Here is a 15,900-nt window from a genome sequence, read left to right as displayed (position 1 = left end):
CTATCGGCAGTTTGAGGACGTCGCCAAGGCGGCCTGACTCAAACAAATCGGTCTCCGATGAACCCGGGGCGATTCAGGGCGAGCTTCAGGCTCCGGTAGAGAGTGGGTGGCTCAATGCCATGAACTCGTGGTACACGCAGCGCGAATTGAACTACGGGCAGTGGTATCAGGCGACGCTCGATGCAGATCAAAAGAACCGAGAGCAACATCAAAAGGATCTTGACGCTTGGAAAGAGCAGCAGGACAAGTGGCTTGCTGCGTGGGCTATTGCTCAAGCCGCTTACGCTGCGGCACAGGTGCTGCTCGCGAACAACGCACTCGAAGCCGCGAAGGATGCGGCCGATAAGCAATACGATCTCGCGAACCGACAGCTCACGATCGCCGAAGAAGAATACGCGCGCTTCAAGGCGCACTTCGCGCCGTGCGAGGACGCGACGATCGATGCCGAGTGTGCGCGCCCGGAATACACCGAACCCATTGAGGATGAGGCGAACCGAGCGGTCGTCGAGATCCGCGTGCAGTTTTCGAATGCACAGCAGCAGGCGCAGCGCCGCCGCAACCGCTACTGCGTTGGCGCGACCATCGCAACCGATCGGCAGCTTCAGATCGAGCAGGCGCGTGCGGCGGGCGAGGCGAAGGAACGCACGCGGCGATTCCTCGAGAACCGTCAATTCGACCGGCAGCAGACCTATTTCAATCGCAAGCTGCAACTGTTCAACATCGGCCGCGGGATGCCGGCCGAAGCGATCCAGGGTATCGGCTCGGCCGCTGCGGCGTTGCAACGCGGCTCGGATATGGAGCTCGCAGCGCGAAACCAGTTCTACGGCGCGATTCTTTCCGGGCTCGGCGGTGTGATGGGCGCGGGGCTGTCGTGGTACATGGGCCCGTCGCCGGTCAGCTCGACGCAGGGCGGTCGCAGCGGATCGAGTATCGGCGGTTTTGGCGGGTTCTCGAGCGTGACGAATTTCGGCAGCGGTCTCGGTGGTGCCGGTTTGATGGGACCGGGTGGTCTTGGCTACGGCATGGGTGCCGGCGGTGGCATGCCGACGTCATGGGATGCGAACTCGCTCGGCCCGACGGCCACTTACGCATAAAGGTAGACGGCTATGGGGTACTACGGAATCTCTGATTTTGCCGGCGGGTTTAGCCGGGATCGGAATAGCGATCTGACGTCGGGGCTGGATGCCTACGACAAGATGACGGACGCCTTCATGAAGGGCTACCGCGTCCCAGAGCAAATGCTCGCGTCCGACTCCAACGCGCTTGGCAATTCGATCAAGTTCGATACGCTCAATCAGGGCTACGACGACATGGTGCAGGCAGGCACCAACACGGCGGAGGCGAACGCGCAGCAGACCGGCGTGAACCTTCACAAGCTGGCTGCCGACCAGTCGATCCAGACGTTGCGCGCGCAGGCCGCGCAGCAGGGAATCACGAACCCGGTCGACGTTGCGAACTACGTTTCGAGCAACCTCGCGCCCGAGCAGGTCGCGGCGAACCCGTATTTGCAGAATGCGGCCACCGACTATCGACGCATCGCGGGCTTGCAGCAGACGAATCTCGGTGCGGCGCTGGGCGGCAACCTCGGCACGAACCTCGCCACGGGCGGCCTCGACGCGGCTGGTTACGGCATCAACGCAACGACCGACGATGCGGGAAACATCGTGTACACCGATGCGGACGGCAATCGTTCGCTGCCGTTCTCGCGCGGCGGCGCAGTGCCGTCGGCCGCTGCGTTCGGCGGCAATGTCGATTCGGCCGCGCAGTATGGATTGCGGCTCGAGGACATGGCCGCGCAGAGCGCGCGCACGAATGCTCAACTCACGCAGCGCGATCGGTACGATCAGATGCGATGGGGCAACGCGTCCGGAGCGCCCGGCAATACCCGTGTGTTGCAGGCGCAGTTGACATCGCTTCAGCGTCTCTATACGTCGCAGAAAGGCAATCCGGTCGAGCAGGCCAAGACGCTGCAGCGCATCAATCAGTTGTTGGGGCAGATGCAAGGGCAGGGTGGCGCGCCAGCGGGGGGCGGCGGTACGCCCGGCATGAACGCGATATCGGGTGCCCCGACGCCGGGCACCGCGCCGTATGCGACGTCGCCCGCTGCTTCGGCACCTCCGGGCGTCGTGGCGAATCCGTTTGACTCGTCGCCTATCGGTACGCAAGCGCCTACCATTCCGGCTCCGTACCAACCGTCTCCGATGCCTGCCGGGCCGGCAGCTCCCGCGACGTTGCCGGTCGGCGGTTCAGTTCCAGCCACACCGCTGACCGTGGCGCACCCGGCGGCACCGACGGCGCAACCTGCGGCACTGGCGCCGGCCGTTGACCCGCAAAGCGCATTCGATACTGCGAACGCGCGAGTCAACAGCCTGGCGGCGGCGCTTCGGCAAATGGACGCGGACGCAGGCCCGCGTACCGTGTACGGTCCGATCAATCCGCCGCTCGGGTATGGGGAGGCGCGGGAGCGACTGGTCGGGCTGCTCGGACAGGCACAGAACGAACTCGACCGGTCGAAACAGGCGCTCACGGCGACGAGGTGGCAGGCTGAAGATCAGCGGGCGCGGGCAGAGCAAGCGGCGTCTGCAGCTGCTAAGGACGCAGCGGTGCAGAAGCTGCTCGATCGTTACGCGCGGGGGCACTGATGCCAAGCCCGAAAGATCAATTCGTGCAGGCATATGGCCCGATCGCGCAACGCGCCGGCGCGCAGCTCGGCATCTCACCTGATGTTCTACTCACGCAGTGGGGTCTCGAGACCGGGTGGGGCAAGTCTGTTATTCCAGGCACGAACAACCTCGGCAACATCAAGGATTTCAACGGCGGTGGTGTGCGCGCACGTGATAACGCGACTGGCTCCAACGACGCATATCGCGCCTACGCGACGCCGAATGCGTTTGCCGACGACTACGCGGCGCTGATCCGGCGCCGCTACCCGGATGCAGTCGGTGCGGGTAGTGACGTCGGGCGCTTCGCATCGGTGCTCAAGCGCGGCGGCTACGCCGAAGATCCGCGCTACGTCTCGAAGATGGCGACCACCTATGGTGCGCTCACCGGCGCGCCTGTCGCCGCTTACGGCTTGCCGGACGAATCGCCGCGCGGCGCGAACGCTCTGGATTTTGCTGACGACGACATGGGATCGGTCTACGGCATTGATCCGAACATGATGGGCGGCGGTGCGGCGGCGCGAGTGTCGATGGCGCCGGGAGCGATCTCGAAGCCGTTGCTCGACCAGCAGGCCGCGCTCGACCATACCGCCGCCTCGCAGGGCGCTACCGCACAACAGACCTCGGTTCCTGATTGGGGATCGTGGGTGGACAGTTACGTTAAGAGCATCGTGAAAAATGCCTGATATCCAGAATCCTTACAACGTCGCGACCGAAGACACTGCCGGGCGGCTGCGCGCGCTCGGCGTGCTGACGCCCTACGATCCGCCGCCGGTTGCGGCTTACGGCTTGTCCGATCAGAGCGCGCCGGTTCAGACGCCAGCGCCGGCCGGCTCGCAGCAGGTCGGGCCCGCAGCGCCGAGCTGGGATGCTTACAAGTCGGCGAACGGCTATGACGGCACCGATTTCGTGAACAGACAGCAGCTCTGGGACACGTACCGGAACAACGTCATTCCGGACATCGCGGCGGCGCACGGCGAGGATGCGAACACGCTGCGTTCGTTCTTCGACCAGCAGTATGGGGCGGACAAGCCGAAAGCGCCGACGCGCTCGATGTTGCGGGCTCCCGCAGATTGGCTGGGAGCGGCAGCAGGCAGTGCGGCAGGCGCGGCCAAATCGGTGGTTGATCTCTTTGCGCCCGGTTCGACGGCATCGAATTGGCTGGCGGCCGAGCAGAAGTATTACGCTGACAATGCGTCGCCCGTGGTCAAGGACAGCGAGCAGCGCGTTGCTCGTGAAATCGCCGAAGACGAGGCGATGGGCGGCTCGGGCGTGATGCCTACGGTGCGAGGAATGGTTCGCAGTCCAGTGCAGACCGCAGCGAAATTTGCTGGTGGTCTTGCCCCTGCGGTTGCGGCCGGACTGATTCCGGGCGCAGGAGAAGTTGCTGTACCCGCAATGCTGGCTGCGCAGGGCGGCGGCCAGGTGCGCGGTGCGCTGTACGACAAGTTGCAGGCAATGCCCGACGCCACCTTGATGTCGAGTAGCCCGGCATATGCGCAGCTTCGTCAGTCTGGCATGAGCGAAGGCGACGCGAAATCCGAGCTCGCCAGCCTTGCCAAGAATTGGCCTGAAATCGGTAGTGCTGCTTTGCTGGGCGCGGTGACTGCGCGCATTGCGCCGGTCGAGCGAGGGCTGGCTGGGCTCACGACGGGATTGCAGCGCCCGGCGGCTGCGGCGCTTGAGGCGGCGACGAATGCGGCGCAGAGCGCAGGGACGCAGCTTGCCACGAACGCAGCGGTGCGTGGCGTCTTGCCCGACCAGCCGCTCTCGGAGGGGGTTGCTCGCGAAGGCGTGACGGGGGCGCTCGCGGGTGGCCTGCTGGGTGGCGCGTTCGGTGGCCGCCGTGCACCGCACCCGGAGGCTGCGCCCGCCGATGTCGCGACACAAGACGCGTCGGCGCCGGTTCTCGCGCTTCCAGCGCCGACGTACCGGCTCAACGGCCCAGACGAGCCGCCCGCCGCACAAGGTTTTACGATCGAAGGTTCTGCGTACAACGCGGTTCCGGACGACGTAGCGGCGGCGCTTGGCACGTTGCCGAAGGTGTACAACCGGCAATGGGCGACCGATTACCTGACGTCCGCGCTGCGTAACGGCACGCTCGAGGACGCTGCGCGCCAACAGAACTCGATCGGGCGGGCGGCGCAGGCGCTGCTCGCACGCGTGCAGGAGCGAGCGAAGCCTCGTCAGCTTGACGCACCGGAGATGCCGGCCGTGCTGCCGTCGCCGGACATGCCGGACGCGAGTGGGGACACGCTTGTCGATTCGTCTGGCGGAGTGCGTCAGCCGACCTATCAGGAATCGGCCGACGCGCGTGCGGCTCGGCAGTCCGCGCTTGATACGGGGTTGTCGACCGATGTGCGAGCTGCGCAGGAGGCTCGTTTGCGCAGCGCCGATGCGGCGGCATCCGAAGATGCGGCACTGCCGGCTGCTGACCCTACGTCGCCGTCTACCGAACTCGGCGCGTCGTCGGAACCGTCGATTGCCGCGCCGGAGACGACGACAGGTGTAGATCGTGTCGATACGGGCGCGACGGAATCCAGCCCGGCTCCGGAGGCGGCGGCAGACCGCGCCGACGCGTCGCAGAGCGATGCCGGCACCACGATTGAAGGCTCGCCCTATACCGCGACGGCGGACGATGTGAAGGCCGTGATCGACACCTTGCCGAAAATCTACAATCGGCAAGCGGCAAGCGACTATCTTACGTCGGCATTACGCTCTGGGACGCTCGAGGCTGCTGCGCAGCAACCTACTGCTCTCGGTCGCGCAGCGCGGGCGCTGGTCGATCGGCTGGAAGCGCAGCCGACCGCGCCCACGAGTGCTTCCAGCGATACGGCGCGAGCGACCGCCACGGCTCGCGCCCCCGCTGATGAATCGGCGGTTGCAGCCACACCAGCGCCCGTTGCGCACGAGGCGGCTACCGCGCGCGAAGGTCGTGACGCGCAACCGGCAAATCGTCCGGCCGAGCAGGATTTTCGGCAGACGTATGGTGACGATGACCTGGCAGTGCAATACGCCCGGACGACAGATCCGCGAGCGCGTGTCGTGCTTGACGGGATGGCGCACGCATCGAACGCCATGGCGCGTCTCGATGGAGCGGGCGATCTGGACATCAGGCCGTTCGTGACGCAGGCCGCACGACGCGTCGTGATGCCGGAATCCGGTACGCCGGACTCGCTGGCGACGCGTGTGTTTGCGCGCCTGTTCAGTGGTGGCGCGTCCGACCGGCAGATCGGCGAGGCGCTGCGCAGAATTGCCGATTTTGCCTATGAACAATCGAAGGGAGGATCAAATGACGCCGGAAGGTCGAAAGATATGGGAGTCGCCGTCGGGCGTGAACCTGCTGAATCGAGTGCTTTACAACAAGCCGCTGACGCCGGGCGACGCGCGCACGATCGATCTGCTGAAGAAGTCGGGAGCGGCCGAGCAGACGACACGGCGCGGACCGAGGGCGAGGCGCCCGAAGGCGTAGCGCAAACGTCGGCGCGACATGGCGCGGCGGAGGGTCGCCCACCCGAGGAACCACCGCCTCACGAATCCGATCTGTCCCGAAACGAAGCCCCTCCGCGCGAGGGGCTTCGCACATCTGGGCGCATGACGGGCGACGACGTGCGCCGCGCGATCGCCGACGACATGCTTAACCATAACGTGGACGTGTACGACACGATCAACGATGCGCCGGATTACGTGCGTGAGCAGGCGCGGCGGGAGGGCGCAGCCGACGTTGAAGGTTTCTTTGACCCGAAGACGAACCGCGTCGCGCTGATCGCCGAGAACATCGCGAGTCCGGAGCGCGCGCGGTCGCGCGTCACGAGTTGATCGGCCACTACGGCATCGAGAACATGGTCGGTCGGGCCGAAATGCGTGACCTTGCGACGAAGGTAGCGACAGCGGAACGGCTCGGCAACAGAGTGTTTCGCGAGATCGGCGCAGAGGTGGATCGCACACAACCGGGATTGTCGGCTGACCGTCGGGCGCGCGAAATGATCGCCATGATGGCCGAGCGGAATATGCACAACAGCATCGTGCGTCGGGTTATCGATGGCGTGCGCAAGTTCCTGAATCGCCTTGGCGTGCTGCGTGGCGACACGGCCGACGCGGAGATCGCCGGGATGCTGCGCGACGCGCAGGCTTACATGCGCGAACAGGGACGTCCGTCGATCGCCGAACGGCCCGCATCAGCATTCTCGAGGCGAGGAGCGGAGGGAGATGCAACAGCCGATGGGCTGAGCCGGTTTATCGACCAGGCGATGTCCGACAACCGCTTGACGTCGACGCATCCTTTTGCCGCTGTTTCCCCGGAAGTCGCGACGGCGGCAGCCGAGCACGGCCTCGACCTTGGGAGCATGAAGCATGCGATTGACGCTTCGGCCATTCGACACATCTGGAAGCAACATTCGAACGAAGCGAAGGAGACGGCGCGCGGGAATCTACCGATTACGAGAGACGATCTGGAACATATTCCTGACGTCGTTTCTTCCCCGGACAAGATTGTTCTCGGGGAGAAAAATAAAATCGGTCGGGATCTGGTGATCTACCTGAAGCGCTTGCCTGACGGCACGACGATGTATTTGGAGGAGGTACGGACCGGCCGGGGGGAGTTGGCGACCCAAAGTATGCGGAAGTACCCCCCGACGACTCATGTTGACTCGATTATCGAGAACCTTCGTCACATACGTCCTACAGCCCGACTTCGGGAGGCGGGACCAATTGTAGTTGATATGCAGGGCAACGACAACAATGTGAAGTTTTCGAGGGCCGGCGCCGCACGCGGTCCAGTTCCGATGGTGGAACATGAGCCGACGGTCACCGAGCGCATTCGTGACATGTGGCGCAACCCGGAGTCGACGAAGGATGCGGCCCGCACGCTGCTTTCGGAAGGCGCGGCCGCACCGCAGCCGAAATGGCTTGAGGATGCGACAACCGCGCTGTTCGACTACCGCAATCCGATCGAGCAGGTGATTCGGCGAACCGGGAACACGGCGGCAGGCCGCGATTTCCGCAATACGATGCGCACGTTCGAGGCGGCGACGCAGAAGACGTTGCACGACTTCGAATCGTCGCGTGTCGATCCGATGCTCGGGGTGCTGCGGGACGCATGGAAGAACGACTTCGAAAAGCTGCCTTGGTACAAGGAACACGGGTACCGGCAGTTCCTGCAGGACGTTGGCACGATCGGGAATTTGGTCAAGCATGGTCGCGAGCGGAACGCGGAGATTGCCCGTAAGACAGAGGGCAAAGACCTGGCTGGGTCGGGTGCGACGAACGAGGAAATCGCGGCGTTCGAACAGCACTTTCGGAAGTCGACCCCGGGCCTGATCGAGTTCTACGAGGGTCTGTATCGCGATCACCTCAAGCCGATGCTCGACTATCGCGACCAGACCCTGCGCGATGCTGGCTTGCTGACCCTGGACATGGAATCAGGACGCCCGAAATACGACTGGTACTTGCCGCTGTATGGCGATCCGGGCGAGGTTGACGATGGCGGTTCGCTGCCGGTCGGCGGCGGTGCCAGCCTCAAGTCGCCGAAAGACAAGCAGGCGATGGGTCGTAGCGGCACGCTCGCCGACAACCCGCTGCAAAACGTGCTGGTAGCTGCCGACTCGGCGATTCGCAATGCTGGTATGCAGCAGTTCAAGAAAGACTTCGTGCGCTTCGTGAAGGATGCCCCCGGCGCGAAAGCGATGATGTCGGCGAAGGTGAACGAGGCGCCCAATTTCGAGATCTTCGAGAAGTACGTCGACAAAGACGGGATCGTGAAACAGCGTGTGAAGCCGAACGCCGCAATGTCTCCGGACGCGATCGTGTTGCGCGAAGGCGATAAGACGACCATCGTGCACGTCGGCAATCGGAGCGTTATGGATGCGCTGAAGGGGGTGAACCGCGCACAGATTGACGGGTTGCTGGGGTTGCCGATGAAGGCAACGCGCGTACTGTCTCGTGTCTACACGAGCTGGAACCCGATGTTTCCGTTGATGAACAAGCTGCGCGATGTTCAGTCGATGGCGTCACTTGTGATGGCCGACGCACCGACTGCTGACAAGCTGGGCGCGGTGCGGCGGATGCTGGCGAACAATGCGACCTTCATGTCGCAGTGGCGCGTGAAGCCGGGCAGCGAGTATCACCACTGGCTCGAGCGGTTCGAAGAATTGGGTGGTGCGACGCAGTACACCGACCTGTTCAACGACGACATCATGAAGAACATCGAGAACGAGTTCGGAAAGCTGGCCGGCGTGAACGCGCAGTACAAAGCGAAGGCCGCAGCACAGAAGGTCGGCGATTTTGTCGATCGCGTCAATGAGCACATGGAGATGACGTCGCGCGTCTCGTTGTTCAAGGCGTTGGTGGAATCGGGTGTTCCTGAGCGCGACGCGGTGCTGTATGCCAAGAACACGATGAACTTCGAAACTAAGGGAAAGCTGGGTCAGCAGCTCGGCGCGCTCTACACCTTTGCCGGCCCGGCGTTGTTCGACGCACGTCGCATGTCGCAGGCGCTACGGACGCCGCGCGGCGCCGCGATGATGCTCGCGCAATTCGCATTGATGTACGGCATGTACGGGGCACTGAAGGCGATGGGCGGCCAGGATGATGACGGTGTGGATCGACTGAACAAGGTACCGCTGTCGCAATCTGGCCGCTTCCTGACGATGATCGATCCGTCCGATCCGGACGGGCGCGGCTTCAAATTCCCAGTGGGGTTCGGGTTTCAGCGTATCGCGCTGACGCTCGCGGCGTCGCTCCATCGCTATGCCGATGGCATCGACGACACGGGGACGTTTCTCAGCAACGTTTTGAAGGATGGGCTGCTGTCCAATTTCAGTCCGGTCGAGCCGACCGACATCGACCCGTCGAAAGACTTGTCGCAATGGGCGATGCAGCAGTTCGCACCGAGCGTTGCGAAGCCGCTGTTGCAACTGGCACTGAATCAGACCGGGCAGGGCAATCCGATCCATAAACCCGACGAGTGGACCGGCAACAAGCTGCATTTCCAGCAGGCTTGGCCGCAGACGTCGGGACTGTTCCGCGGGCTCGCCAAGCAGCTCTATGACAACACGGGAATCGACGTGTATCCAGAAACGCTGCAATTCCTGATGCGTAGCTACGGTGGCGGTGGCGCGCTCGATGCGATCAAGGCTATTGACGCGGTGGGCGAAAAGGCCGACGTTGATAAGTACCTCACCGATATGCCGATGGTGCGTTCGTTTGGCTCGGGCCCGGTGCCGCAGGACATGACGTTGTTCCGCCAAAACTCGACGGACATCGACCGACTGGTGAACGAGCGGAAGTATGCCGAACAGGAGGGCAAGCTCGACCAGTTCGACGCCGCCAATCCGGGCGTCGAGCAGCGCGCCGCTCTGATGAAGGCAGCGAACGGCGAGATCAAGACACTTTACAAGGAGCGTCAAGAGGCGTTGGCCGATGAGGACCCGGCGCAGCGCCAACAGCGTGCGCTGGAAGTCAATCGGAGAATCCGCGCCGCCCAGATGCACGCGAATCGTGCCTACAAGGAAGCGATGGAGGGCGCCGGTTGATTTGTGTGCGGCCCGAACCCCAGCTCGATGACCGTATTGTCAAGGAGGTTTCGGACCGGGCCGCAGTACCGATTAGACGATGGCAGTTTTGCCGCTCCACGGGGGCGCCATTTGCAAATCGGCTCGCGCATTAAATTATGGTGTTTTGATCGGGAGTTGAATCCAGGCTAATCCGATATCCCGATGCAGATTAGCCTCTGCTCCCGATATTTCTCGAGCGTTGCCATCATAAAAAATCGCCAACCGATTACCAGTCGGCAGAACGGAAGGTATTCCGACGGTCCATTTTGCCCACGACGAAGATGTCGAATCAACGACTACCGCCTTATGTGAGGTATCCCATTTTAAAGGGTCTTGGGTCCAGTAGACCCATACAGCATCGGTACCGCCGGTGCCGACATGATTAACGAATAAGAAGTATGTCCCGGTGTTTTCTTGATAGTGGATCGAAGCATTTTCGAGTTGCTCGTCAAGCGGAAGAATCGGCGAATCATCAATCACCCAGGGCCCACTCATGGATGAGGAGCGAGCAATACCGATGGTTCGCTTGAATCCACCAGGATTTTTTTGGGCCGCACTGAAGTATTGCAAGAATTGTCCGCGATACTTGATGATATGCCCAGGACTTGCCGTGTCAGAGTAATAGGTTCCAGATTTTGTTCGTAACGCTACCCCGTCTTTTGTCCAGGGACCGTTTGGTGAGTCGGCGTGTGCCCGCATTGTCATATAAGGGGGCTCTGGAACAATCGTTGGCGCGGGAAGCTGATCTGTAGATGTAGTGTAGTACAGCTGGTATTGCTTGCCATCGAAAGCAGTATAGCCATAGCACACGCAGTTCGAGTCGAGGTCGCCAAGGTTCCCCAGAGGAAGGATATTGCCGACCGGTTGCCAATTGATTAGATCTTTGCTAATCGCCTGCACCTTATTCCATGGAAGCTCTGTTTGCGCCCCGTCGTAATGCATGTAATAGATTCCATTCGCGTAAAAGACATTGACGTCTCGCGCGCCGTTGGCATCCACTCCGCCGGGCGCCGATCCGTGACGCAACACGATTCCGTAATCCTGAATCGGCAGACGGAGAGAGGCTTGCGGACGTCCGTCCGAATATGGTTGAAGAGACGCCGCGACGATCTGCGATCCAGCTTGAGTCGCTGGTTGAATTTCCGATGTATTCCCAGTGCTGGTGTTTCCGCCGCCGCCGCATCCACTGCATGCGACAACAAACGCGCCTAGGAGAGATGAGAGCGCGCCTTTCACGAGAACTCTCCATCGGTTACTTGTTCGATGCGCGCGCCGAATTCCGCCATCTTGGACAGCACACGCGCAAATTCGTCCGTTGTGAGAGAAAGCTTCGCGGCTGCAACGAATGCCATGTGTGGGCTCAGTTCCCTCGGCGACTGTCCCCCGGTGTACTTGCGCCACTGGTGATCGCCAGCCAGCCAGAACAGATCGGCCATCTGCTTGCCGGTCATGTTCAGCTCGTGCTTGAGCGTCGCGAGGTCGCGTGTTGCGGGCGGTGTGTACTTGATAGGCATGGACGTATGTGTGCGCCACGCGCACACGAAAAGCGAGTTTCATGATCGTTTCCTTTCGGGATGTCGGGCCGCGCCGAATGCGCCACCGCTACCCGTTAGCTTAGACCCAATGGGTCTGGTTATCAAGAACTTTTTATCGCCGCCCCTTGGGCGGCTTTTTCATTCGGGGATCAGATGAAGAGCGAACTCGCGACGAGCGCCGCGAAGGTGGCGCCGGCAGTGGGCAGCAATTTTTGGTTGTGGCTGACGAGCCACGACATCAACTGGTGGGTGGCCGTCGCGACGATCGCGTACATCGGGCTGCAGGCGTACTACCTGATCAAGAACAAGGGGAAGAGGGCTTTGCTCGATGGCTAACGTACCGAAGAAGACACTGGCGGGTGTTGTGGGGGCTGCTGCGGCAGCCCTTCTTGTTTCTATGGTCCCGAAATTCGAGGGCGTGAAGCTGATCGGCTATCGGGATCCTGTCGGCATCCCGACGAAGTGCATGGGCGACACGACCAGCGTCGTCGTCGGCCAGCGCTACAGCGAGGCCGAGTGCCGCGAGTCGCTCGAGCGGCAACTGATCACGCACGCCGAGTCGGTGCTGAAGTGCACGCCCGGTCTGAAGGGGCACACGTACCAGCTCGCGGCCGCGGTGAGCTTTGCCTACAACATTGGCGCGGCCGCGTACTGCGGCAGCACGACGGCGAAGCGGTTCAACGCTGGCGACTGGAAGGGCGCGTGCCGCGCGCTGAACGAGGCGGACAACGGCCGGCCGCAGTGGGTGACGGCCGGCGGCCGTGTGCTGCCGGGGCTGGTGAAACGTCGTGCTGATGAGCGCGCGCTGTGCGAAAAGGGGCTCGACTGATTATTTTTTGGGGATCGTTCGCTTCGTCGTGTCAGGCGGCACGTCTTCAGGGCCGGAGCAATAGGGGCGCGGCGTTGCCTTTACGTGCCTCAACTTGAGGTCCATCTGTCGGGCGAGGTTCTGTAGGCGCCGATCGACGTCTCCGAATGTGTGCATTTGCGTTTCGTTGCTGAAGATTGGCTCTTCCAAGCTTCGCTCAAGCCTCGCAACAATCCTGCCCTCGTGGATGGCTTGATCAATGGACGATATCGTCCTGCAAGCCGGTCCTGGTCGTGGGCTGATCCGTCCATTTAGTCACTACCTCATGAGGGGATTTCAAAGATTATTTTTTTAAAACAGCGATTTAATACCTATGGCACATCTATTGCCTGAGGTGGAGCGCTCTACATAGGGAGATTTCATGAATCATGCACTTGGTTTCTTCAACACTTAATCCGCGGGCGGCAACGAAGATGATATTCATGATTTTCGGAGAAAAGTGACATGGGCACCTTTGATCGTCGGCAACTCATTGCCGAACTGAGCCGCGACGAAGGGCGTCGGCTGAAACCCTACGTTGATACCGTCGGCAAAACGACGATCGGTGTCGGCCGCAATCTAACCGATGTGGGCATCAGCGATCCCGAGTGCGACGCGATGCTGTCGAGCGACATTGATCGGACGGTGGCCTGGCTCGATCGGAATTTATCGTGGTGGCGTCAACTTGATGGTGTACGTCAGCGCGTGGTGATCAACATGGCATTCAATATGGGCGGTGCGCTGCTCACGTTCACGAATACGCTCGCGGCGATGAAGCGCGGCGACTACGCGGCGGCGGCCGACGGCATGCTTGCGTCGAAGTGGGCGCAGCAGGTCGGCGCGCGTGCGACGCGCCTCGCTGCGATGATGCGGAGCGGCGCATGACTTGGATCGATCCCCGTGTCTGGCTCGCCGTGATTGCCGCCGCCGTAGTGGGCTCGGCAACCGGCTATTTCAAGGGGCACGCCGACGGCGTGCGCACGACGACGGCTGCTACGCAGAAAGCGCAACTCGACGCCGTTACCGCTGCGCGCGCGGAGGAACAACGCCGCACTGCGGCCCAACAGGAGATTGCTGAAGATGCTGCGAAACAACGTGACCGGGCGCGCGCTGATGCTGCTCGTGCCGCTGATGCTGCTGACGGCCTGCGCAAGCAAGTCGCCGTGCTGGTCGAGCGCGCCCGCCATTCCGCCGTTGCCGCCGGAAGCGCGCCAACCGGCGACCCCATCGGTGTGCTTGCCGACGTGCTCGGCAGCATTGACGACCGTGCGAGCGAATTGGCGGAATACGCTGATCGTGCCCGTATTGCCGGCCAGCAGTGCGAGCGGGATTACGGCGCGCTGACGCGCGGTACACAAACTGACCAACCGTAAATAGGTCCGATAGCGAGATACGGTCGCGAATCCCCATTCATTCCCCACGAAATGTTGAAGTCCTCTACATATATGGGGCGACGAGTCCGGCCTCACGCACCATCAAGCATCATCGCATGACACCACAAGGCACCAAACGCATTTGTTTTCAATGATTTGCGTTGATTTTTTGGGTCGCCGCTTCCCCCGAATCACCATACTAAAACACGCTGAACTACGCCTCGCTACGCAGAAATTACGCAGGGGTTACGCATGGCGTTGTTCAGAACCCCCTCCATTCGGAAAGCCCCCATCGGCAGCTGACGCGCGAAAGCTCGATCAACGGCGTTTACAACTTGGCCGTCCGCGATACGAAAGCCGAAGTACTCGCTTGAGCGCTCAAACGCCAGACTGAATTGCGGCCAATCGCCATTTCGATTCGTCTTGCCATGGAACCAAGGGTAATGGTGCCGCATCTCAGTTCGCTGAATCCGAGAAAACGGCTCAGCAACTGCGCCCGACCGCGCATACTCAAGTGGCGTGAGAGCATGAAATGCTCCGTCGATTTTTCATTCATTCGAATCGATATTTTCGAATCGGCTGAGTATTGATTTTTCGAGGTGGCAATTTTTCATGGAAATGAATAATAAATTATAAATTTAATTTTCGCTCGATAAGTTCAATCGGTATTGAATTGTTTTCAAAAAATCTGGCGAATCTATTATTTTGCGGTGCAAAACGTAAGAGCCGCTTTCGGATTGTCGAGAAATATTGCGCGTTCGCTGCCTTCTGCTGAAAAGTGAAGCCTCATAATAATGAGGCGATGTGGAATCCGGATTTCATCAAATTGAGCGTTCCGCATTGCGAGCGAATATTCGCCCGGATATTGGTGGATATTCTCTCAATTAATTTTATCGAATGTAAAAATACAAGGAAAGGAAGTGTCGATAGTAGCGAATTTGAACAATCAGCCCAACGCCGCCATGGGACGGGTGAATCCAGCGAGTCAACTTCAATCTCGACCGGCCGAGTTCGACGATGAGTTGAATCAGGCGGCCCGCGGCATGGTCCGGGAAATGGCGCCGCAATTGAGGCAAGCGGTTTCATCGGAGATACCTTCAGGCAAGGCTCAGACGGATGCTGCCGCGTCTCAACGAAACCCGTTGCTGGTGAGTCTCGTGGCAGTTCGATCCGTGCAAACGACGGAGCCGGGCGAGCTTCAATCGGCCCAGCAGCCCCCGAGCCCGAGTCCGAGGAATAAGCGCGACGCCACTTACCAGATTTCCCGTCGTCTCCAAGTTTCCCCTCAAGAGCGGGAAGCCATGCTCCGGCGAACCGCAGAGCTCGCTCAGCAGGCAGGGACGGCAGACGATCAATTGAGAAATGATCGCAATAACATTGGGATCATGGTTGCCCGGGCCATGCGCGAAGGTGATCAGGCAATGCAGCGGGATGATCAGGGGGCGATGCGGCGGGCTCAAGAAAGGGTACAGTGGGTCAGGGATGCGGTGGATGCGTTCGAGGGCAATCTACCGGCTAGAGCAGCGCAGGTGGAGCACAATCTACGCCAGACATTGGTGGCCGCGGACGATGTTCTGCAGGCTCAGCCCGATGCCAATAATGAAGTGGCAAATCAAATGCGAAGGCTTATGGAGGTCATCCGGGATAGAATGGCCCGCCTGGATAGAGAGCAAGGAAATCAATGGAATTTTCCGCTGGCCAGAAACGAACTGAATAATATCCAGGCGCGTCTGGATGAGCGTCTGCAGGGGGCTCAGCCTCCGGACGCGAAGCGCCCGCGTATTCTCCCAGGGCATGATCTCTCTCCCCTCAAATAGCGAGTCATAGCGAGTCGTTTGGGGCGGCCTGCCGCCCGCGTCGCAAAGTCAGCGTGTCAAAGGGTTGCGATTGGATTCAAGGGGCGGGCGTGCTTGGCTGGCGGCAGCCTTCGAA

At 61.2% G+C, this 15,900-nt stretch carries 12 protein-coding genes; 10 read left to right on the top strand and 2 right to left on the bottom strand.

Going from position 1 to position 15,900, the window contains the following annotated elements:
* Nucleotides 1-119: 119 nt before the first annotated feature.
* The 5 genes from WS68_RS24710 (at nucleotide 120) to WS68_RS24690 (ending at nucleotide 10,192) form a co-directional block, all read left to right on the top strand.
* On the top strand, nucleotides 120-1,094 hold the full coding sequence (locus WS68_RS24710) for a hypothetical protein (protein ID WP_059573344.1): 975 nt from the start codon (nucleotides 120-122) through the stop codon (nucleotides 1,092-1,094).
* 117 nt (nucleotides 1,095-1,211) lie between these two features.
* Nucleotides 1,212-2,642: a hypothetical protein gene (locus WS68_RS24705; RefSeq protein ID WP_156429667.1), complete on the top strand. Its 1,431-nt coding sequence runs from the start codon at nucleotides 1,212-1,214 to the stop codon at nucleotides 2,640-2,642.
* Nucleotides 2,642-3,346: a glycoside hydrolase family 73 protein gene (locus WS68_RS24700; protein WP_059573342.1), complete on the top strand. Its 705-nt coding sequence runs from the start codon at nucleotides 2,642-2,644 to the stop codon at nucleotides 3,344-3,346. The genes WS68_RS24705 and WS68_RS24700 overlap by 1 nt, the downstream gene beginning before the upstream one ends.
* Nucleotides 3,339-6,479, top strand: coding sequence for a hypothetical protein (locus WS68_RS24695; RefSeq protein ID WP_059573341.1), 3,141 nt, complete (start codon nucleotides 3,339-3,341; stop codon nucleotides 6,477-6,479). Before WS68_RS24700 ends, WS68_RS24695 begins: the two co-directional genes overlap by 8 nt.
* The gene (locus WS68_RS24690) at nucleotides 6,476-10,192 is read left to right on the top strand and encodes an LPD38 domain-containing protein (protein ID WP_059573340.1); all 3,717 of its coding nucleotides are present in this window, start codon (nucleotides 6,476-6,478) and stop codon (nucleotides 10,190-10,192) included. The genes WS68_RS24695 and WS68_RS24690 overlap by 4 nt, the downstream gene beginning before the upstream one ends.
* Nucleotides 10,193-10,327: 135 nt before the next feature.
* On the opposite strand, the gene WS68_RS28140 is transcribed toward WS68_RS24690, so the two are convergent.
* Together WS68_RS28140 and WS68_RS24685 are read right to left on the bottom strand one after the other, a co-directional pair.
* Nucleotides 10,328-11,449, bottom strand: a complete 1,122-nt coding sequence (locus WS68_RS28140; protein WP_156429666.1) for a hypothetical protein — start codon at nucleotides 11,447-11,449, stop codon at nucleotides 10,328-10,330.
* A complete protein-coding gene (locus WS68_RS24685) occupies nucleotides 11,446-11,727 on the bottom strand; it encodes a hypothetical protein (RefSeq protein ID WP_059573339.1) in 282 nt (93 codons plus the stop codon). The genes WS68_RS28140 and WS68_RS24685 overlap by 4 nt, the downstream gene beginning before the upstream one ends.
* Nucleotides 11,728-11,901: 174 nt before the next feature.
* Here WS68_RS24685 and WS68_RS24680 point away from each other — a divergent pair, with 174 nt between their 5' ends.
* The 5 genes from WS68_RS24680 (at nucleotide 11,902) to WS68_RS24655 (ending at nucleotide 15,785) form a co-directional block, all read left to right on the top strand.
* On the top strand, nucleotides 11,902-12,084 hold the full coding sequence (locus WS68_RS24680; RefSeq protein ID WP_059573338.1) for a hypothetical protein: 183 nt from the start codon (nucleotides 11,902-11,904) through the stop codon (nucleotides 12,082-12,084).
* Nucleotides 12,077-12,577, top strand: a complete 501-nt coding sequence (locus WS68_RS24675; RefSeq protein WP_059573337.1) for a lysozyme — start codon at nucleotides 12,077-12,079, stop codon at nucleotides 12,575-12,577. The genes WS68_RS24680 and WS68_RS24675 overlap by 8 nt, the downstream gene beginning before the upstream one ends.
* Nucleotides 12,578-13,060: 483 nt before the next feature.
* Complete coding sequence (locus tag WS68_RS24665) at nucleotides 13,061-13,480, top strand: glycoside hydrolase family protein (RefSeq protein WP_059570527.1); 420 nt, start codon at nucleotides 13,061-13,063, stop codon at nucleotides 13,478-13,480.
* The gene (locus tag WS68_RS24660) at nucleotides 13,477-13,968 is read left to right on the top strand and encodes a DUF2514 family protein (protein ID WP_059573335.1); all 492 of its coding nucleotides are present in this window, start codon (nucleotides 13,477-13,479) and stop codon (nucleotides 13,966-13,968) included. The genes WS68_RS24665 and WS68_RS24660 overlap by 4 nt, the downstream gene beginning before the upstream one ends.
* 920 nt (nucleotides 13,969-14,888) lie before the next feature.
* Nucleotides 14,889-15,785, top strand: a complete 897-nt coding sequence (locus WS68_RS24655) for a hypothetical protein (protein WP_156429665.1) — start codon at nucleotides 14,889-14,891, stop codon at nucleotides 15,783-15,785.
* Nucleotides 15,786-15,900 lie beyond the last annotated feature (115 nt).

Source organism: Burkholderia sp. TSV86 (assembly GCF_001522865.1).
In the GTDB taxonomy this organism is placed as follows: domain Bacteria; phylum Pseudomonadota; class Gammaproteobacteria; order Burkholderiales; family Burkholderiaceae; genus Burkholderia.
This window is presented reverse-complemented; position numbering and strand designations above follow the sequence as displayed.